25 protein-coding genes are annotated in these 16680 nt (G+C 67.5%); 8 read left to right on the plus strand and 17 right to left on the minus strand.

Annotation, left to right across the window (positions count from 1 at the left end; translation table 11 throughout):
• The first annotated feature begins 29 nt into the window (after positions 1–29).
• On the plus strand, positions 30–626 hold the full coding sequence (locus HDA39_RS13420) for a nitroreductase family protein (RefSeq protein ID WP_184795544.1): 597 nt from the start codon (positions 30–32) through the stop codon (positions 624–626).
• 76 nt (positions 627–702) lie between these two features.
• Positions 703–1497 (plus strand): GDSL-type esterase/lipase family protein, encoded by a 795-nt coding sequence (locus HDA39_RS13425; RefSeq protein WP_202892990.1) that lies wholly within the window; start codon positions 703–705, stop codon positions 1495–1497.
• An 11-nt stretch (positions 1498–1508) separates the two neighbouring features.
• Here the strand turns inward: HDA39_RS13425 and HDA39_RS13430 are convergent, their stop codons facing one another.
• Together HDA39_RS13430 and HDA39_RS13435 are read right to left on the minus strand one after the other, a co-directional pair.
• Positions 1509–2123, minus strand: a complete 615-nt coding sequence (locus tag HDA39_RS13430; RefSeq protein ID WP_184795545.1) for a class I SAM-dependent methyltransferase — start codon at positions 2121–2123, stop codon at positions 1509–1511.
• 44 nt (positions 2124–2167) lie between these two features.
• Complete coding sequence (locus tag HDA39_RS13435) at positions 2168–2557, minus strand: YciI family protein (RefSeq protein WP_184795546.1); 390 nt, start codon at positions 2555–2557, stop codon at positions 2168–2170.
• Between the two features lie 126 nt (positions 2558–2683).
• Between HDA39_RS13435 and HDA39_RS13440 the strand changes: the two genes are divergently transcribed.
• A complete protein-coding gene (locus tag HDA39_RS13440) occupies positions 2684–3511 on the plus strand; it encodes a metalloregulator ArsR/SmtB family transcription factor (RefSeq protein ID WP_184795547.1) in 828 nt (275 codons plus the stop codon).
• Positions 3508–4098 carry a dihydrofolate reductase family protein gene (locus tag HDA39_RS13445; RefSeq protein ID WP_184795548.1) on the plus strand — a complete coding sequence of 197 codons (591 nt, stop codon included), beginning with the start codon at positions 3508–3510 and terminating at the stop codon, positions 4096–4098. Before HDA39_RS13440 ends, HDA39_RS13445 begins: the two co-directional genes overlap by 4 nt.
• A 38-nt stretch (positions 4099–4136) precedes the next feature.
• On the opposite strand, the gene HDA39_RS43690 is transcribed toward HDA39_RS13445, so the two are convergent.
• From HDA39_RS43690 to HDA39_RS13470, 5 genes are all read right to left on the minus strand, one after another.
• Entirely contained in the window at positions 4137–5093 is a 957-nt protein-coding gene (locus HDA39_RS43690) for a LuxR C-terminal-related transcriptional regulator (protein ID WP_184795549.1), read from the minus strand.
• Between the two features lie 76 nt (positions 5094–5169).
• The gene (locus HDA39_RS13455) at positions 5170–5991 is read right to left on the minus strand and encodes a GNAT family N-acetyltransferase (RefSeq protein ID WP_184795550.1); all 822 of its coding nucleotides are present in this window, start codon (positions 5989–5991) and stop codon (positions 5170–5172) included.
• Positions 5988–6182 (minus strand): hypothetical protein, encoded by a 195-nt coding sequence (locus HDA39_RS13460; protein WP_184795551.1) that lies wholly within the window; start codon positions 6180–6182, stop codon positions 5988–5990. The genes HDA39_RS13455 and HDA39_RS13460 overlap by 4 nt, the downstream gene beginning before the upstream one ends.
• Before the next feature lie 72 nt (positions 6183–6254).
• A complete protein-coding gene (locus HDA39_RS13465) occupies positions 6255–6689 on the minus strand; it encodes a MarR family winged helix-turn-helix transcriptional regulator (protein ID WP_238356046.1) in 435 nt (144 codons plus the stop codon).
• Between the two features lie 87 nt (positions 6690–6776).
• Complete coding sequence (locus HDA39_RS13470; protein WP_184795552.1) at positions 6777–7013, minus strand: hypothetical protein; 237 nt, start codon at positions 7011–7013, stop codon at positions 6777–6779.
• Between the two features lie 544 nt (positions 7014–7557).
• Between HDA39_RS13470 and HDA39_RS13475 the strand changes: the two genes are divergently transcribed.
• Positions 7558–8328 carry a hypothetical protein gene (locus tag HDA39_RS13475; RefSeq protein WP_184795553.1) on the plus strand — a complete coding sequence of 257 codons (771 nt, stop codon included), beginning with the start codon at positions 7558–7560 and terminating at the stop codon, positions 8326–8328.
• A gap of 547 nt (positions 8329–8875) precedes the next feature.
• On the opposite strand, the gene HDA39_RS13480 is transcribed toward HDA39_RS13475, so the two are convergent.
• The 10 genes from HDA39_RS13480 to HDA39_RS13525 all read right to left on the minus strand — a co-directional run bounded on the left by HDA39_RS13480 (position 8876) and on the right by HDA39_RS13525 (position 14545).
• Positions 8876–9118: a hypothetical protein gene (locus HDA39_RS13480; RefSeq protein ID WP_184795554.1), complete on the minus strand. Its 243-nt coding sequence runs from the start codon at positions 9116–9118 to the stop codon at positions 8876–8878.
• Between the two features lie 62 nt (positions 9119–9180).
• The gene (locus HDA39_RS13485) at positions 9181–10032 is read right to left on the minus strand and encodes a helix-turn-helix domain-containing protein (RefSeq protein ID WP_184795555.1); all 852 of its coding nucleotides are present in this window, start codon (positions 10030–10032) and stop codon (positions 9181–9183) included.
• A 9-nt stretch (positions 10033–10041) separates the two neighbouring features.
• Positions 10042–10554: a DUF6879 family protein gene (locus HDA39_RS13490; RefSeq protein WP_184795556.1), complete on the minus strand. Its 513-nt coding sequence runs from the start codon at positions 10552–10554 to the stop codon at positions 10042–10044.
• On the minus strand, positions 10544–10768 hold the full coding sequence (locus HDA39_RS13495; protein ID WP_184795557.1) for a hypothetical protein: 225 nt from the start codon (positions 10766–10768) through the stop codon (positions 10544–10546). Before HDA39_RS13495 ends, HDA39_RS13490 begins: the two co-directional genes overlap by 11 nt.
• A 180-nt stretch (positions 10769–10948) precedes the next feature.
• Complete coding sequence (locus HDA39_RS13500; protein WP_184795558.1) at positions 10949–11353, minus strand: recombinase family protein; 405 nt, start codon at positions 11351–11353, stop codon at positions 10949–10951.
• Positions 11350–11748, minus strand: a complete 399-nt coding sequence (locus HDA39_RS13505; protein ID WP_184795559.1) for a hypothetical protein — start codon at positions 11746–11748, stop codon at positions 11350–11352. The genes HDA39_RS13500 and HDA39_RS13505 overlap by 4 nt, the downstream gene beginning before the upstream one ends.
• Positions 11745–11945, minus strand: a complete 201-nt coding sequence (locus HDA39_RS13510) for a hypothetical protein (RefSeq protein ID WP_184795560.1) — start codon at positions 11943–11945, stop codon at positions 11745–11747. Before HDA39_RS13510 ends, HDA39_RS13505 begins: the two co-directional genes overlap by 4 nt.
• Positions 11945–12112 carry a hypothetical protein gene (locus tag HDA39_RS13515; protein ID WP_184795561.1) on the minus strand — a complete coding sequence of 56 codons (168 nt, stop codon included), beginning with the start codon at positions 12110–12112 and terminating at the stop codon, positions 11945–11947. Before HDA39_RS13515 ends, HDA39_RS13510 begins: the two co-directional genes overlap by 1 nt.
• 170 nt (positions 12113–12282) lie before the next feature.
• On the minus strand, positions 12283–13230 hold the full coding sequence (locus HDA39_RS13520; protein WP_184795562.1) for a phosphotransferase: 948 nt from the start codon (positions 13228–13230) through the stop codon (positions 12283–12285).
• Positions 13231–13240: 10 nt separating this feature from the next.
• Positions 13241–14545, minus strand: coding sequence for an NsdA family TPR-like regulatory protein (locus HDA39_RS13525; RefSeq protein WP_184795563.1), 1305 nt, complete (start codon positions 14543–14545; stop codon positions 13241–13243).
• 290 nt (positions 14546–14835) lie between these two features.
• Between HDA39_RS13525 and HDA39_RS13530 the strand changes: the two genes are divergently transcribed.
• From HDA39_RS13530 to HDA39_RS13540, 3 genes are all read left to right on the plus strand, one after another.
• Positions 14836–15807: a hypothetical protein gene (locus HDA39_RS13530; RefSeq protein ID WP_184795564.1), complete on the plus strand. Its 972-nt coding sequence runs from the start codon at positions 14836–14838 to the stop codon at positions 15805–15807.
• A 141-nt stretch (positions 15808–15948) separates the two neighbouring features.
• Positions 15949–16185, plus strand: a complete 237-nt coding sequence (locus HDA39_RS13535; RefSeq protein ID WP_184795565.1) for a hypothetical protein — start codon at positions 15949–15951, stop codon at positions 16183–16185.
• A gap of 12 nt (positions 16186–16197) precedes the next feature.
• Positions 16198–16677: an SLOG cluster 4 domain-containing protein gene (locus HDA39_RS13540; RefSeq protein ID WP_184795566.1), complete on the plus strand. Its 480-nt coding sequence runs from the start codon at positions 16198–16200 to the stop codon at positions 16675–16677.
• Positions 16678–16680: the final 3 nt, after the last annotated feature.

Below are 16680 nucleotides of genomic sequence, written 5' to 3' on the forward strand. Positions count from 1 at the left end.
AGCGGCCCGCGAGCACGTACTTTGCACGCATGGACTTTCAGGATGTGGTGCGGCGGCGGCGGATGGTTCGGCGGTACGACGTGGGGCGGGCGGTGCCGGAGGAGATCGTCGAGCGGATCCTCGACAACGCGCTGCGGGCGCCGTCGGCGGGGTTCTCGCAGGGGTTCGGGTACCTGGTGCTGGACACGCAGGACGACATCGCGCGGTTCCGGGACGCGGCCCGGCCCGACGAGGAGCCGGAGAACTGGCTGGCGGCGAACGTCGAGACGCCGTTGCTGATCGTCGTGCACTCGAACAAGGACGCCTACCTCGACCGGTACGCCGAGCCGGACAAGGGGCACGACGACCGGTCCGAGGACTGGTGGCCGGTGCCGTACTGGGACATCGACGCGGGCATGTCGGCGCTGCTGATCCTGCAGACCGCGGTCGACGAAGGGCTCGGCGCGTGCTTCTTCGGGCTGCCGGCCGACCGGATCCCGGTGTACCGCGAGCAGTTCGGCGTACCGGACCACTTCATGCCGATCGGCGCGATCTCGATCGGCTACTCCGACGAACCGCCGCGCAACCTGAGCAAGCGCCGCAAGCCGACCGGTGACCTGGTCCACCGCGGCCGCTGGACCAGCTGAGAGAGCGCTCCCCGCGTCCGCCTACCGCGCGGCGATCCCGCTGCCCGGCGGGAGCGCTCGCGGTAGGTTGGCGGGTGTGATCTCACCTGGCAGTCGGTACGTCGCGCTCGGCAGTTCCTTCGCGGCCGGACCTGGCATCGCGCCCGTGCTGGACAAGGCCGCGGGCCGGTCGGGGCGCAACTACCCGCACCTGGTCGCCGAGCGGCTCGGGCTCGACCTCGTCGACGTCACGTACTCCGGCGCGACGACCGCGCACCTGCTCACCGACCGGCAGGACGACGCGGCCCCGCAGATCGATGCCGTCGGCCCCGACACCGCGCTGGTCACGGTGACGGCCGGCGGCAACGACCTCGAGTACATCGGCGCGTTCATCCGCGGCAGCCTGATGAACACACTCGCCAAGCCCGCCACGATCCTCGGCCGCCGCGTCGCGAACCGGATCCGCGCGCGGGTCAGCTACCTGCGCGACGACAGCGCGTACGACGCGGCCGCGGGACAACTCGCCGAACTCGTCCGCGAGATCCGGGATCGCGCTCCCTCGGCGCGCGTCCTGCTGGTCGACTACCTCGCGGTGGTCGGGCCCGCGACCCGCCCCCGGCTCGACGTACCGCTGAACGAGGAGCAGCTCCCCAGCATCGCCCTGATGGCCGACCGCCTGGCCGCCGCCTTCGCGACGGCCGCGGAGAAGTCCGGCGCGGAGCTGGTCGCGGTCTCCGGCCTGAGCAAGCAGCACGCGGTGGGCTCGGCCGAGCCGTGGACCACCGGCTTCACCCTCCGCCCACCAGCGCTCGGCGGCTTCGTGCCGTACCACCCGACCGAGGCAGGCATGACCGCGGTCGCCGACCACGTCGTACGGCAACTCGAGCGCTAAGTAGATCAACCCTAGAAGGGCCGGCGCGCCCAGAAGAGCGTGTGCCCACCGGCACCTTCTGGCACGAACTCCTGCTCCTCCACGACCAGCCCGCTCCCCGTGATCCACGCGCGGTTGGTGTCGGCGTCCGCGTGACTCCACCACATGCTCACGCCACTGTCGAGCCAGTCGCCATCGACGCCCGTCCAGCCCTGCGAACCCGTCGTACAGACGAACCAGCCACCAGGCCGCAACCACCGGGCGACCTTCCGCAGCAGCTCCTGCTGCTCGTCCTGCGGGAGGTGGATGAGCGCGTAGAACGACACCACGGCGTCGAACGACTCGGCCGGGAAGGCGAGCGACGCCGCGTCGGCGTGCACGAACTCCGCCTCCGGCACCAGCTCCCGCGCGCGGCGGATCTGCACCTCGCTGAGGTCGACTCCGGTGACGGCATGCCCGGCGGCCGCGAGGTCGCGAGCGAGCGGGAGTCCGCTCCCGCAGCCGATGTCGAGGACCCGGCTGCCGTCGTCGAGGCGCTCGAGCAGCCGGTCGATCCAGGGCCCGTACTTCGACTCACCGCCGTACGCCTCGTCGTACCGCACCGACAAGGCGTCGTACCCGCGCCTGACGATCTCCTTCGGGTCCATGGACGTCGACGCTAGCCACGCCGGCCCCGTCGAGCCACCGGTTATCAGGCGGGTGCTTCGCCCTCGGGGTGGACCTCGACGTTCTGGTTGGTCGGGCGACCGCCCGGGCCAGGCGCCAGGGAGATCCGGAGAGCGATCTCCAGGGCGCGCTGCTCGCTCGCGACGTCGACCACCCAGTAGCCGGCCAGGACCTCCTTGGTCTCGCTGAACGGTCCGTCGGTGACCAGCGGCTCGCCGTTGTCGCCGGCCCGCACGTTCTTCATCTGGTCGGGCCCGGCCAGGCCGCGTCCCTCGACCATCTCCCCGGCCGCCTGCAGGTCGCGGTTGATGGCGTCCATGTAGCCGACCATGGCCTTGACGTCGTCCTCCGTCCACTGCGTGGGCATCTCGTCCCAGCCCTGCTTGTTCGAGTGGATCAGCAGCATGTACTTCATCCCAGCTCCTCCTGATTCGACGCCACCCCGGCGCCTGTCGTCAGCAACGTCGGAGTCACTGTCCCATTCTCGACAGGTCAAGATATTCATTGACAAGAATATTCTTGGTGGTGAATACTTCAGGCCATGGAACAGATCGCCGCAGTACTCGGGGACAGCGCCAGGTGGCGCCTGGTCGAGCTGCTGGCCGAGCGACCCCGATCGGTCGGTGAGCTGGCCGGCCTGACCGGGCTCCGGCAACCGCAGACGACCAAGCACCTTCAGACGCTGGCCAAGGCCGGGCTCGTGACCGTCTTCCCGCTCGGCCAGCGCCGGGTGTACGCGCTCGAGACCGAACCACTGCAGGCCCTCGTCCGCCGGCTGAACGAGCTGGTCGACACGACCGTCGCCCACGCGGACGAGCGGGACGTGATCGCCCGCTACCGGACCGCCATCGACACGGAGTCCGCGGCGGCGGACAAGGACCGATGGGCCGACGGCCGGGTCTTCTCGTTCGAGCGGCTGCTGCCGGCACCGGTGGACGTCGTCTGGCAGCACTGGATCGATCCCACCCTGCTCGCCGCGTGGTGGGTGCCGTCGTCGATGAAGGTCGTCGACTGCGCCATCGAGCCGACGATCGGCGGCCGGTCCGTCCTCGAGTACGCCGACGCCGAAGGGCGGCGGTACCGCTCCGAAGGCACCGTCCACGCCGTCCAGGAACCCGAGCAGCTCGGGTTCACGCTCTCGGTGCTCGACTCCGAGAGCGCGATCTCCTTCACCTCCGACCACGACCTGTCGCTCGCCGCCGACCCACAGGGGACCCGGCTGCGCCTCGACCTCCGCATCACCGAGACGACCGTCGAGGCCGTCCCGTACATCGCCGGCATCGGCGCCGGCTGGGGACAAGTGCTCGACAACCTGCTCCACGCCGTATCCACCGCCACACCACCAACCACGAAGGACTCACCGAAATGAGCAACCGCACCATCACCGCGAACCTGGCCCTGACCCTCGACGGGCGCTACCACGGCGCCGGCGGGCCGGCCGACTTCGCCGCCATCGCGCCGTACGTGACCTCGAACGTCGCCCGGGACCAGATGAGCCGGATGTGGGAGCACGCGACCACCGCCGTCCTCGGCCGGCTCAACGCCGAGGGCTTCCTCGGCTTCTGGCCCTCGGTGGCCGGCGACGAGAACGCCGACCCGCGCGACCGCGGGTACGCGAAGTGGCTGACCGACGTCGAGAAGGTCGTCTTCTCGACCACGCTGACCGAGGCACCGTGGGAGCGCACCCGGCTGGTGAACGCGCCGGTCGCCGAGGTGCTCACCGAGCTGAAGGCGACCGGCGAGGGCGACATCCTCGTCAACAGCAGCTCCAGCATCATCAAGCCGCTGCTCGCGGCGGACCTGATCGACCGGCTGTACCTGACGGTCCTGCCCGAGATCGCCGGCGGCAGCGCGCGGCTGTTCGACGACGGGCTGCCGGCCACCAAGTGGAAGCTGTCGTACCAGGAGGCGGGCGACCTGGGCGAGATCGCGGTCGTCTACGACCGGCTCCGCTGAATCGTTGCCTCTGGCCCCGGTCGCCGCGGCGACCGGGGTCAGAGCCAGTTCTGCCGGGAGGCCTGGACGCCCAGCTGGAACCGGGTCTGGGCACCGAGCGTCTCCTGCAGCCGGCTGATCCGGCGGGCGATGGTCCGCTCGCTGACGCCGAACTCGCGCGCGATCGACTCGTCGGTCAGCCCGGCGCTCAGGTAGGTGAGCAGCCGTTTCGTCTCCAGCGCGGGCGCGCCGATCGCCTCGGTGTTCTCGGTGCCGCCGGTGATCGGGACCGAGACCCGCCACAACGCGTCGAAGATGCCGACCAGGCCGGTCAGGAACGGCGAGTGGTGCACGACCATCGCGGCGGAGTTCACGATCTCGCCGACCGTCGTACGGGCCGCGAGCAACGCCCAGCGGTCGTCCACGATGGTCAGGTTGAGCGGGACCTCCGGGAAGACGCGGGCCTGCTCGCCGGCGTCGACGCACTGCTGGACCATCCGCAGCGCGTCCGGGTCCTGCAGCACGCGGGTGCCGTAGATGACCTCGTACGTGACACCGCGGGCCAGCGCGTCGAACAGGCCGCCGACGATCTGGGGATTCGCCGGCGTCGCGATGCTGCCGACCGTCATCGCGCGCACCTGGTGCTCGGCGTCGACCTGCACGGAGTTGATCACCGAGCGGGTGACCTCCAGCGACGGCAGCAGTTCGACGTACGTCTGCCGGCCGATGCCCGCGGTCCACAGGTCGGAGAGCAAGGAAGCGCTCTCCCGGGCGAGCTCGGCCTCCTTCGTACGCCGCTGGGCAACAGCCTCCATCGCGAGGTGCGGCGGCTGCGGCAGGACCTTGCCGTCGGAGCGTTCGACCAGCCCGATCGCGGCGAGCTCGTCCAGCGGCGCCTCGAGCTCGGCGCCGTGACGGTCGACCAGCTCGGCCCGGTCGAGAGCACCCCGCGCGATCAGGTCGAGGTAGATCGCCTCGGCCTCGGCGGAGATCCCCAGCGCGCGGAGTTGGTTCACACCGTCCTGTCTACCAGTTGAACGCCGTACCACCGCAGGTTTCCCGTGTGCCGTGCTCGGGCGACCGTCGTACCGGCTACTGCTGGTGACTGTCGCTACCGGCCGGAGTGAAGACGTACGGCGTGGTCGTGGTGACCGGCAGGAACCCGAGCCGCTGCAGGATCGGGGAGCTGTCGTCGGAGGCGTCGACCTGCAGGTAGCGATGCCCGAGCTCGATCGCACGAGCGGCCCGTACGGCGACCAGCGCCTTGTAGATCCCGCGGCCACGCCACTCCGCGAGCGTCGATCCACCCCACAGGCCGGTGAAATCGGTGCCGGCCTTGTGCACCGCCCAGGCCGCGGACACGACCTCGCCGCCGGCCTCCGCGACGTAGATGTCCGTCTGCCCCGCGGCGTTCCGGCTGACCAGGTCGCCGGTGAGCCAGGACCAGTCCTCGCCCCAGACCGTCGACTCCATCGCCGCGATCCGCTCGAAGTCGCTCAGCTCGGTCGTCCGGCGGATCGTCACCCCGTCGACCGCTTCCCGGCCCTGCAGGCGAGCGGCGATAGTCGCGCTCTCCGCGATCACGACCGTCTCCCGCTCCTCGGGCACGAAGCCGGCCTTGGCCAGCCGCTCGGGCAGATCGGCCGGGAGGTCGTGGCCGCGCGTCTTCCACTCCATCGCCTGGCCCTTGGCGGCGAAGAAGTCCCGCTGGCGCGCGATCAGCGCGTCGAGCTCGGCGCCGTCGAGACCCTCGAGAGAGCGGTAACTCACGAACCCGCGGGTCGGGTACTCGACCCGGATCACCGGGCCGTCCGTCGTACTCGGGACGCCCGAGGTCTCCGCGCCACCGCGCAACTGATCGTCGTACGCCGCCAGCAAGGTGGCGATCTGCTCGTCTCGCGTCGTTTCCGTCACCGCAGGACTGTGACACGGCGGCGGGTCGCCGCGCGCGTGATTTCCTGCAGGCGACGCCACCAGCCGACGTGCACGACGGGACCGAGCTTCGCGTCCTTCGTCGAGGCGTCGCCGGGTCCACCCGCGACCGTCTCCCGCACCTGATCGGCGGCGTTCTGTCGTGCGACCAGCAGGTTCAGCGGATCCATCATCCGGCCCTCCAGCTCGGGGCGCCGTTGCGGCGCCTTCACTGGTACGTCGGAGCTGAGCCCACCGTCTTGACATCACTCGGGCTCGGTGGTTTTCACGAGCCGTCGGAGGAGGTCCTCCAGCACGTCCTGGTCCTTCGCCGGGAGCGCGCGCACCAGGTCCTGCTCCAGCTTCTGGATGTCGTCGATCCCCCGCTCCCAGACCGCCCGCCCGGCGCGGGTCAGCGTCGCGACCACCTTGCGCCGGTCATCGGGATCGTGGCCGCGGACGACGTACCCGTGCCGCTCCAGCGCGTCGAGGCGATTCGTCATCGCCGCCGGCGACATGCTCAGCTGCTTGGCCAGCGCTCCGGGCGTCGCCCGGTACGGCGTACCGCCACGCCGCAGCATGTGCAGCGTCTTGAACTCCCACCACTGCAGCCCGTGCGACGCCAGCACCGCGTCCCGCTGCCGGTCCAGGTGCCGCGTCAGCACCTGCATCCGGAGTGAGGCCGCCAGGACTTCGCGCAATCCACCACGCACTCCCCCGCGGCGCTTGCTGACCTCGCTGCTGCAGTCGCGGCTTACCCCGACAAGACCCTTGAGTGGGACCTGGCCCTACTCCAACTCCGCAACGCCTACTTCACCAAGCTCGTCGTCGCCGCGACCACCGACGACGGCCTCGCCGTACAAGCCGAAGCGCTCGAGGCTGAGGCCCCCGACGACGTACGCCGTGCTGCCGTCCTCTTCTACCGGGGCCTGATCGCCGACAACCTCAACACCCTCCCCGACGAAGCCTTCAAGCACTACACAGACTCCCTCGCCCTCTGCGAGTCCACCGGCGACACCCTCCAAGCCTCCTACGCCCACCGCCACCTAGGCGACCACGCCCACACCGCCGGCAATCTCCCCGAGGCCCGGCGCCACTGGGAACTCTCCACCGAACAACGCCAGTCAGCCGGCCACGTCCCCGCCACCCTCGCCCAGCAAGCCCTACTCGCAGTCCTGGCCCGAGACGAGGGCAACCAGGCCGCCGCCCAGACCATCGCCACCGAAACCAACCGCTGGGCCCGCCGACTGAACCTCACCTACATCACCAGCCAAACCGCCGTACTGGTTCACCAGGCGTAGATCCCCAATTCCACCAGCCAAACTTCCACCCGACGGCACCGACATCAGTCCCAACCCGCCGTCCGCGGACAGCCACCCCCAGGTCTCCACCGCCGCGATCCATCAAGCGTTCGAGAGTCTGGCGTCTGGTGGCGGGGATGTGCCGGCGGCCTCTGTCAACGGCAGCGTCCAGCGCTGAGAGCGTATCGCTTGCCCTCGAATCGCCTAGCGGGCGACGTGTGCCGTAATCCACATGCTGCCGCATGGACCGATGCGTCAGACTCGGCGGATGCAGGGAGTTGAGATCTGGAATCAGGTCAACGAATCGGCACGAGTGGTGGTTTGGCCAGTGGTTGTTGTGCTTGGCCTCGTATTGTTCCGGACCAAGCTTGGTGAAGTCGTGCAACGGTTGAGAGAGGCGGACACGCCGGTTGGGACAATGAGATTCGATCCTAGTGATCAGGCAGGATCTAATCAGGGCATCACAGAATCGGCAAGCACGCTCGTTGAGACAGTTCGAACAGGCTTGGAGAGCGCTGGCGATTCAGATCCGGAGGGGTGGAATCCGAACGCTGTCGGTAAAGGTTGGGGGATGCAGGATATTCAAGATGACGTCGAGGCTGTGATTAGGGCGTCCTTCGCTGCTGGATTCAGGCTGTCCAAAGCTTTCGACTCTCAGGGTGTCCAGATCGATAGGGGCAGGACGCCGAGTCCGATGATCGAGTGGGAATCGTCGACTCCACAAGTTGTTGGCTACGAGATGCATGTGCCGGACTATCCTGCTCTGAGGGAATCGTTCGACACTACCGCGAAAATGCTAGCAAAACTCGACAATTTATCGGATGCTTTTGATCCGGCAATAGAGGTGTTGAGTGAAGAGATCGAAAAAGCTCGCCGAGAAGGTGATAGGGAGAAGGTTGAAGAACTTGAGAAGATGCTCCTTGAAGGTACTCGGTTACGTGACCGAATTTTAACTGAGGTGGAAAACCTTAAAGTGACGGGAGAGCGCATCTCGAAAGCAAGGCTTGCCGTACCTTTTCGCAGGCAACCTCGTGCTTGACCACTCCTCGTGGAACGCCATGGTGGTCCTGCCAGCGGTCCAGAATGGTTCCAATCAGAGAGCTGTCGCACGCGTCGTCAAACGTGGAGCTCTCTTAGCCCGCGCCCTCAGGTGCGACTCCGGCTGGCTGCATCGAATCTGATCGTCGAGCCCGGGCCGGTGAAGCAGGAGCAAGAAGTCCCACGTCGCTTATCGGTCACGGACTGGCACGCCGCATGCCGCTGGCCGTGCTCACGACCTCAGGACGACGACCAGGTCGGCTTCTGCTGCGCCGAGGCGACGTGCTCCAGTTCGCGGTGCAGCGTCGCGTCATGTCCACGCTCCCCAACGATTGCTCAGCGCACCAACTGCTCGCTGCGCCAGCTCCGGGAATGGAACTCGCGGACTGGATGCGGCCCGGATCGCTCACCGCCCTGAGATCGCAGCAGGCAGCTGACCTCATACGACAGACAACGGCCCCCACCCAGCAGGGGTCTGTGGGTGGGTGCCGTTGTCTGTCCGGGTGCAAGCCCACGTGCAAAGGGACACCGGACAGGTCAGGTGCCGATCACTCGGCAGGTAGGAGGGTGAGGTGATCTACGAACGACGGGCTGTGGTCGAGCATCCGGTTGGGTGAGTCCGCAGAGAACGGGATGTCCCAGACGACCTGCAGCCTTGTGTGGTTGAAAAGGACGACGGTGCCGTTGCCGTATTCGGGATGGCTGATCCGGTCGTCGACCTGAATCTGGCGGTTCTCTTCGGGAGACGACTCGTTGCTACTGCGTCGTTCGGTCCCCGTGCCGGTCTTCATGGTGCGACGCTATGAGTCTGGGGACTGTGCAAGCGATGAACTTGCACGGACTTGCACGGCAGTCAGAGAGTGGCTGCGACAGCAGTGATCAGACGCTTCGCCGCAGGTCCGACGACGGCGAGTTCGGCGAGTCTTCGGAACGCATCGGCGTACATCGCGACCTCGCCAGGCTGAGTGATCGTCAGGTACCCGGAGATCAACTCGACGTTCACCTGGCGGTCGTCGAAGATCCAGAAGTCCTCGACGGGAGGCATAGCGGTTCGGTCGAGGCCGGCCGGAAGAATCCCCACTGACACCGAGGGAAGCTCGCCGATAGCCAGGAGGTGACGGAGCTGGCCCACCATCACGTCAGCGCTGCCGATGACGTTGTGCAGAACCGATTCCTCGATCAGTACGGCGAAGGTTCGATCTCCGCGGCGGAGCAGCTGGAGGCGTTCTTTGCGTACGGCAACTGCCGCGTCGACGTCGTCCGGGAGTCCGCGACGGGCTGACGTCCCGCCGAGGACTGCGCGGGTGTACTCCTCGGTCTGTACAGCTCCTGGGATCAGCCAAGGGGAGTACGTGCGGAACCGTCGGGTGCGTTCCCACAACGGCTGAACAGCCTGCTGAGCCCGTTTGAGGCCGGTGCGCTCGATCCGGCGCCACTCCACGAACATGCCTTCGATCGCCTCGAGGGAGGCGAGGAGATCGGGGATCTGGTCCGCGGCACCGCACAGCTCAGCCCAGGCTCGTACGTCGTCGGAGGACGGTGCCGTCCGGCCGTTCTCGATCCGCGAGACCTTCGACTCGTGCCACCCGCAGGACGTAGCGAGTGCCCGCCCGGTGAGTCCGGCTGTCTTCCGGATCTCACCGAGGCGGGCACCGAAGTCGCGCTTCGCCTTCTGTGCGTTGGAGAAGGTCGGTGGTGTCGGCAACTAGCTCTCTCAGGTCGGCTGGTACTGCTGGTGCGGGATCGCTCGCTCCCAGACGGCGTCGAACGATGTTACGCAGAGCCTCGCCAGCTCAGGATCGTCGACTCGCTCCTCGCCGATCCAGGTTCCGTCACCGTCGAAGAAGTTCCACAGGACGATCTGCTCGTCGAAGACCCAGAAGTCGTTCGCCGGGACGAGCAGGCCACCGCTGTGTTGACGTGGCAGCCATCGCACCTGCTCGCCCGCGGCGAGGTTGTGCGCTTCCGTCACGTCGTACTCGAACCTGACGTAGTCGCTCACCGGCTCCGACACGATCCGGGCCCGTCGCACTTCAACTCCGCGGCCGGTGGTTTCGCGCACCAGGTCGTGGAACGCACGCCACCGCTCGGCCGGGTCGAACCGTCCGCCTGACTTCCACTCGTTCCAGTCCGGATCGCCGGGCTCGTACAGATCGCGTGCCTCGAGGTGGAGAGCGCTTCGTACGGCGCTCCGGAACAACTGGAACGCGACTGGTTCAGCCGTCACCCATTGCCTCCTTCAGGAACGGCGCCATCCGGGCGGGAATCCGGACGACGGTCTCGTGGTCCGGGATCGGTGCCGCGGCGTTGACCTCGGCGGTCGATTCCGCGTCCAGCTTCCAGCCCTGGATGACCATGCTGCCGTCAGCCTCGTCGACCCACACGGTGGGCGAGTTGGTGTTCGGCGAGTTGGGGTCCTTACCGATGAACCGTAGCGCCATGTTGCTCTCCTTGCTTCTAGTTAGTGGATTGTGGGTCTTGGTGGTAGGAAGGCGGGCGACCGCAGATGCACGGTCGATGCGGTCGCCCGCCGGCGGCGAAGCCCCTGGCTCTCGGGGGAGGTTCCTCGACCACCGGACAGGGGTCCGATCAGGCGCGTCGAGGTGCCGGGGACTCCGGTCTCAGGGAAAGACCTGCTCGATCCGAACTCCGAGTTTCCGGAGCCGATCGTGTCTGGTCTCGGTGGCGTGTGGATCAGGCGCGGGAGCGTCGAGATGCGCGAGGGCCGTCACGAGGACGCGATCTGGGTGATGACGTTCGATCGCGGCGAGGAGGGCCCCGAATCCCAACATCTCGTCCGGTCGGTCGACGTAGGTGGAGATCAGGCTGAGGTGGTGTCGTTCGGCGTACTCGCGGATGCGGGCGGTGTGACTGGCCAGGTCGGCTGTCCGTTGGATCCCGGCGGCGTCGACGTATCCGAGGGTCCACGCTCCCGGCGGGCGGGGCGGTGCCGGGGTTGCGGCGGCCGTCAGCAGAGCTGTGACTGCCTCGCTCGGGTCGTCCGCGACGAGACATGGAGTGATCACCGACGACCACCGTCCAACGGCCGGACCGCGACCGTGGTGTGCAGGAGAATCTCGAGCCTGCCGCCCGGTGAATGGTCGTCGACGTGGTCGAGACTCGGAACCAGAACCTGCAGAGGGTTGTACCGCTGAACCGCGATCAGCAGCGCCCGAAACGAAGACTCGCCCAAGCCGGGATAGTCGACGTAGATGTTGCCCAGGGTTAGCGCCTCGGCAGCGGCGTACTGGGAGATGGCGGCTCGGGTCTCCGGTACGGCGTCGGCCGTGGGCAACCGTGCTGCGTCGACGTAGCCGAGTACGAACGGCTGTGGATAGACGCCCAATGCAGTCAGTTCGAATGTCAGTACGGCCGGAAGGAGCGCGGGACCACGCCGGCCCATGGCCAGGCCGCCGGTCATGTCCAGAGCCTTGCGGTCGGGGTCGATATCTGATCGGCGGCGGGCAGCGGGGTGACGGTGATGCGCAGGCTGGGAAAGCGAGTCGACATCGCTTCGGCGTACCGGGCCGCCAGAGCTGGCGTCTCGATGTAGTCCGCGATCGTGTACTCACCGAACCAGACCTGAACTCGAAGCGCTGTCTCTCCTGCGGCGGTCATCACTCGCCCCTCAGCTCAACCGCGATGTCACGGCCGATCTGCACGTACGCGGTGATCGCGATGAGGGCCAGGACACACACCGCCAAATCGCTGTTCCAGGCAGGTGCGGTGCCGATTATTGTCGGTACGGCGGCGAGGTGGTCTATGAAGCTCCATTGACCGTTCACGTTCGTCTCCCGTGGAGCGGGCTCGGCCCGGGACTCCGGCCGTTGAGCCGGTGGTCCCGGGGTAGCGGTGAGGCGCTACGAGATCGAGTGTTGCGGTGGGAAGACGATGGTGATCAGCCCAGCGAGGGGGTTCAGGACGACTCCGGGATGGGGGTCCATGACGGACCCCTCTAGCGATACCGGTGCCAGGTCTGGTCGTCTCGCGCGATGAAGCTGCGGAGACGGTGGCCGAGCTCCACGGCGACCTCGGGCCGGCCGCGGAGTCCGGCGATCACACTCGTCACCAGTTGCAGCTCTCGGATATCGCGGAGCAGGGGCCAGTTGGGAGAGTGGAGCAGGTCGAAGCCGTACTCGGCTGCGAAGGCGCCGTAGTGATCGCGAGGGTCGCCGAAGCGTTCAACACCATGTGCTGAGGGGACGAGGTCCCATTCAGGTGGGCCGAGGGTCACTGAATCGAGATCGCACAGCACTACCCCCCTGTCCGGCGACGTCAGCAGATTCCCTGCATGCGCATCGCCGTGGATCACCGCGATGGGGAGTGCCCACTCGGCGCTCGCGACAGCGGTCTCCAGCTCCGAGCAGCGCCGTAAGAGTTGATCCAGGAGATCGGTCAGTGGGATCCGAAGCTCTCGACAGGACCAATCACTCAGGAAGTCGAGGTCTGACCCGACCGCGGCCTCTTCGACGCGGCCTCGCGAACGTCCGACCGGATCCCAGTCGGGCAAGCTGATGCCGAGGTCGTGAAGGCCGTGCATGGCGAGCAATGGCTTTGCGAGGTCACGCTGACGATGGCGGTGCCCTGGAGTTTGCTCCAGATATGTCCATGCGGTGGCCGCCCACCCAGGCGTCTCGATCGACTTGTCCATGCCGATGGCAAGGCGGGCTGTCGGCTGGTCGAGATCGGCCAGTCGAGTGGCCACCCTCGCGACGCGGGAGACGGCGGCGGACTTGGTTGCCGGAGCTATCCGCAGGACGACCTTCGCCGCTGGGAGGTAGTAGACGGCGTTCATCGTGTAGCGGATGAGTTCAGCGCCGGTGAAGTCGAGTCCGGCGACGGTACTGATGGATTGGAGCGCCGACTGGAGGCGGTCGTGCTCGTCGGCGCTGAGAGTCGTCACGCCATAGAAACTATCCGTTCGCCAGCGTTGCGACACGATCGAGGACGCTGCGGATACCGTCGTCGGAAGCAAGCGGGCGGGCCATCGCGGCCATCGTCCGGAGCCGGTCGTTCGCGCGGCGCGATGCCGTCTCGACAGCGCGGTCGACTGCGCGATGACCAGCCTCGGCGGCGAGATCGGTTTGGCCGTCCAGGACGTAGCCGGTAGCAACTGAGATTGCGTCGAAGGCTCTGCTGCGTTCCTCGCCAGGCGTACGCCGCGCGTAAGCGCGCTCGGAATGCTCGATAGCCCTGGCCGCGAAGCGTTCTCGGTGCTCGCTGTGCGAGGCCAGCGAGCCGTACACGACGCCGGAGATGCCGTCGAGGTCCGCAGGTGCGACGAAGAACCGGGCCCACGCCGGGACCGCTCCCGGCTCTACCCGGCCGAGTTCGTCCTGCGCGCGCGACAGGGCATCACAAACCCTCGGCGAATCGCCGAGCATCGCGTACGCCCACGCCTCATTGGCGTGCAGGACCGCGACGGCGGCCAGATTGCCGCTGTCCTGCGCGACGATCTGGCCCAGCTGCCAGAGGCGAAGCGCCTCCTTCGCCCGGCCCTGATGGATCGACACCCGACCGAGCCGGTAGAACCCGCCGGCGATCAGCGCGAGCTCGTCGATGTCTCTGGCAAGGACGAGCCCGGCGGTGAGGTAGTGCCGCGCTGCAGCGTGATCGCCGAGATCGTGGCTGGCCCATCCGGCGACCTGGTAGAGATCCGAGAGCGCCGCCTTGAACCCGTGCTCGACCTGTGGCGTCTCGAATCGGCTGTGCAGCATCTCAGCTGCCCAGGCGAGATGACTCACTGCAGAGCTGCGGCACGACCCGCCGCCGTACGTGGCGTCGATCAGCCGGTGATGATCGCGGATCGCTTGGAGTAGCTCGACCTGCGCTGAGGTCACAACCGCCGGAACGCTCATCGCGTCCAGGCGCTGCGGCTGCAAGTACTGCTCCAGTCGCGCTGGTGCCGGACCGACTGCCAGGACCGCCAGAGAGCCGACGAACTCCGCGTCGGCGCCGGGGTCACCGACGATCGCCTTACCGGAGCCAGCGAGTGAGGGGCGTGATCCGACGCCGAGAAGACCGCGGTCCAGACCCAGCCCGTCCGCGATCCTCACCAGTACCTGATAGCTCTCAACCATCTGAGTGCCATTGGCGATACTGCGGACACGGGTCTCGGCCAAGCCGGTCTTGGACGAGATCACACTTCGGCTGAAGCCGCGGGAACGCAGGAATCTGAACAACGCGCCCACGTCTTGCCCGGCCAGGTAGGTCGCCAATGGGCGGCCCTCGTAGCTGGCGAGCCACCAGCGGTCGCCGAGTTGTGGTGGCGTCATTTGCCGTAGCCCTCCCACCTATTGCCGGTTACAATTAGTTGCGGTACGTCACCGATGGTCACTGTTTGTCCCGGACTTCGCTATGTCAGGCGGCGGACGTCTGGTGGACAGGAGGCGGACAGGACGCGGACAAGCAGCCGGGGCGACTCGACCAGCCTCGCCCGGGCGGGCCACAGTGGAGCTGGTCGAGACCTAGTCTGGAAGCCATATCCCCTGGGGAAGGCGGTAGGGACGTGAATCGCGGAGCGCCCCGCACGTTGCTGGAGCAGCTCATCCAGCAGCGTGACCAGACCGTCGCGGAGGCAGCCAGCGAGTTCAAGGCCAAAGCTCGTGAACTCGACGAGCCGGCCACCCTGTCGCCGCGCCACCTCCGCCGTTGGATGAACGGCGAAGCCTCCGACGCTTACCCGGCCTCACGTCGAGTCGCCCGCCAGCTGTGGGGTGCGCCTCTGGAGGACCTGCTCGGGCCGCCCTCGGCGGAGGCACCGGCCGTGCCGACCGTCGCAGAGCGGCGGCGGTCCGTTGCCCACCCACCCGTGAACGATCTGGGCCGCCTACCCACGCACGGGATCTTTGAGGAGCTTGCGATGGCCGCCGATGATTCAGCGCGGTTCGTCCGCCGCGCGCGAACCGTCCTCAGCCCGGAGGTGCTCGAACAGCTCAACGCTGATGTCGTCCACCTGGCCGAGCAGTACTTGGGGACCACGCCGTACCAGATGTTCCGCCCGCTGGCCGAGCTGCGTAAGGACGTCTTCGAGCTGATCGACAGCCACCCGCGACCGGAGTACACGAAGGACCTGTACCGGATCGCCGGCCTGGTCAGCGCGTTGCTAGGGCACGTCAGCAGCGATCTCGGATACACGTACGGCGTCGAGACGCACACCCGGATGGTGCTGACCTGCGCTGATCTGTCCGGCGCCGACCAGCTCCGCGGCTACGCCTACTGGGTCCAGGCTCAGGTCGCATACTGGCAGAAGGAGTACCAGCGCTCGGCAGAGTTGGCTCGACGCGGCCTGGACTCCGCAGCACTGAGCGGCAGCGACGTACTGCGTCTCACCAGCCAGGAGGCACGCGCACTCGCCGCTCTGGGTGACGAGCGTGAGACCGCGCTGGTGCTGCAGTACGCGGCCGACGCTCGCGAGCAAGCACTGGGGGAGCGCGCTCAGCCCGGAATCTTCGACTTCGCGCCGGGGAAGGCCGCGTAATACTCGGCTGAGGCGCACATCGCCCTCGGAGGAACCGGCCACCTGCGCCAGGCCGTCGCCGACGCCGAGGAATCGCTCAACCTGTTCGCGTCGACGTCAGGAAGCTCACCGGAGTGGATTGCCGCCGCACAGCTGGATCTGGTGACCGCGCATGTCGGTCTGGACGACCTGGACTCCGGCGCCGCCGGCCTTGCCGAAGTACTCCAACTTCCCGCGGCCAGTCGCACGGTGCCAGTCATCGAGAGGTCGACCAAGATCGGCGCCACCCTGAATACGGGCAGGTATGCCGACTCGCGGGTGGCGGCCGAGCTGCGCGATCAGCTCGACCAGTTCGTCGCCTACCCCGCGGCGCGAGAGCTGCCTCGGCTGCCGAACTGATAGGAACGAGCCATGCCGTTCCAAGTAGCAGTCTGTGGTCCGCGCGATGCGACCGAGGCGGATGTCGTCGCCGCACGGAGGGTCGGTGAATTGCTCGCCGAGCGCGGCGCGGTCATCCTCTGCGGAGGCGGAACCGGCGTCATGGCCGCCGTCGCCGCCGGCGGCCGCAGCCGCGACGGTCTAGTGATCGGCATCCGCCCCGGCGCCGACCGCGAGGGCGCCTCACCCGACCTGGACGCCGTGCTTGTGACCAACATGGGCGAGGCCCGCAACGCGATCATCGTCTGGTCCGCCGACGCTGTCATTGTGGTTGGTGGCTCGTGGGGCACGCTCAGCGAGCTTGCACTCGCGAAGCGCCGGGGCGGTGTGCCGGTCATTCAACTCGGCGGATGGAAAATACTCGATGCAGAGGGGCAGCCAGTGCCGGGCGTCAAGATTGCCGACAGTCCCCGAGCAGCTGTTGATCTTGCCCTCACTCCGACCATCGACTGAACT

It is taken from the genome of Kribbella italica, assembly GCF_014205135.1.
GTDB lineage: Bacteria > Actinomycetota > Actinomycetes > Propionibacteriales > Kribbellaceae > Kribbella > Kribbella italica.

Bases quoted from the DNA above. Each gene is read 5' to 3' on its own strand.
- HDA39_RS13420 (WP_184795544.1), top strand. From the start codon at position 30: ATGGACTTTCAGGATGTGGTGCGGCGGCGGCGGATGGTTCGGCGGTAC.
- HDA39_RS13430 (WP_184795545.1), bottom strand. From the start codon at position 2,123: ATGGACCCGAAGGAGATCGTCAGGCGCGGGTACGACGCCTTGTCGGTG.
- HDA39_RS13435 (WP_184795546.1), bottom strand. From the start codon at position 2,557: ATGAAGTACATGCTGCTGATCCACTCGAACAAGCAGGGCTGGGACGAG.
- HDA39_RS13440 (WP_184795547.1), top strand. From the start codon at position 2,684: ATGGAACAGATCGCCGCAGTACTCGGGGACAGCGCCAGGTGGCGCCTG.
- HDA39_RS13445 (WP_184795548.1), top strand. From the start codon at position 3,508: ATGAGCAACCGCACCATCACCGCGAACCTGGCCCTGACCCTCGACGGG.
- HDA39_RS13460 (WP_184795551.1), bottom strand. From the start codon at position 6,182: ATGATGGATCCGCTGAACCTGCTGGTCGCACGACAGAACGCCGCCGAT.
- HDA39_RS13475 (WP_184795553.1), top strand. From the start codon at position 7,558: ATGCAGGGAGTTGAGATCTGGAATCAGGTCAACGAATCGGCACGAGTG.
- HDA39_RS13480 (WP_184795554.1), bottom strand. From the start codon at position 9,118: ATGAAGACCGGCACGGGGACCGAACGACGCAGTAGCAACGAGTCGTCT.
- HDA39_RS13495 (WP_184795557.1), bottom strand. From the start codon at position 10,768: ATGGCGCTACGGTTCATCGGTAAGGACCCCAACTCGCCGAACACCAAC.
- HDA39_RS13505 (WP_184795559.1), bottom strand. From the start codon at position 11,748: ATGACCGGCGGCCTGGCCATGGGCCGGCGTGGTCCCGCGCTCCTTCCG.
- HDA39_RS13510 (WP_184795560.1), bottom strand. From the start codon at position 11,945: ATGACCGCCGCAGGAGAGACAGCGCTTCGAGTTCAGGTCTGGTTCGGT.
- HDA39_RS13540 (WP_184795566.1), top strand. From the start codon at position 16,198: ATGCCGTTCCAAGTAGCAGTCTGTGGTCCGCGCGATGCGACCGAGGCG.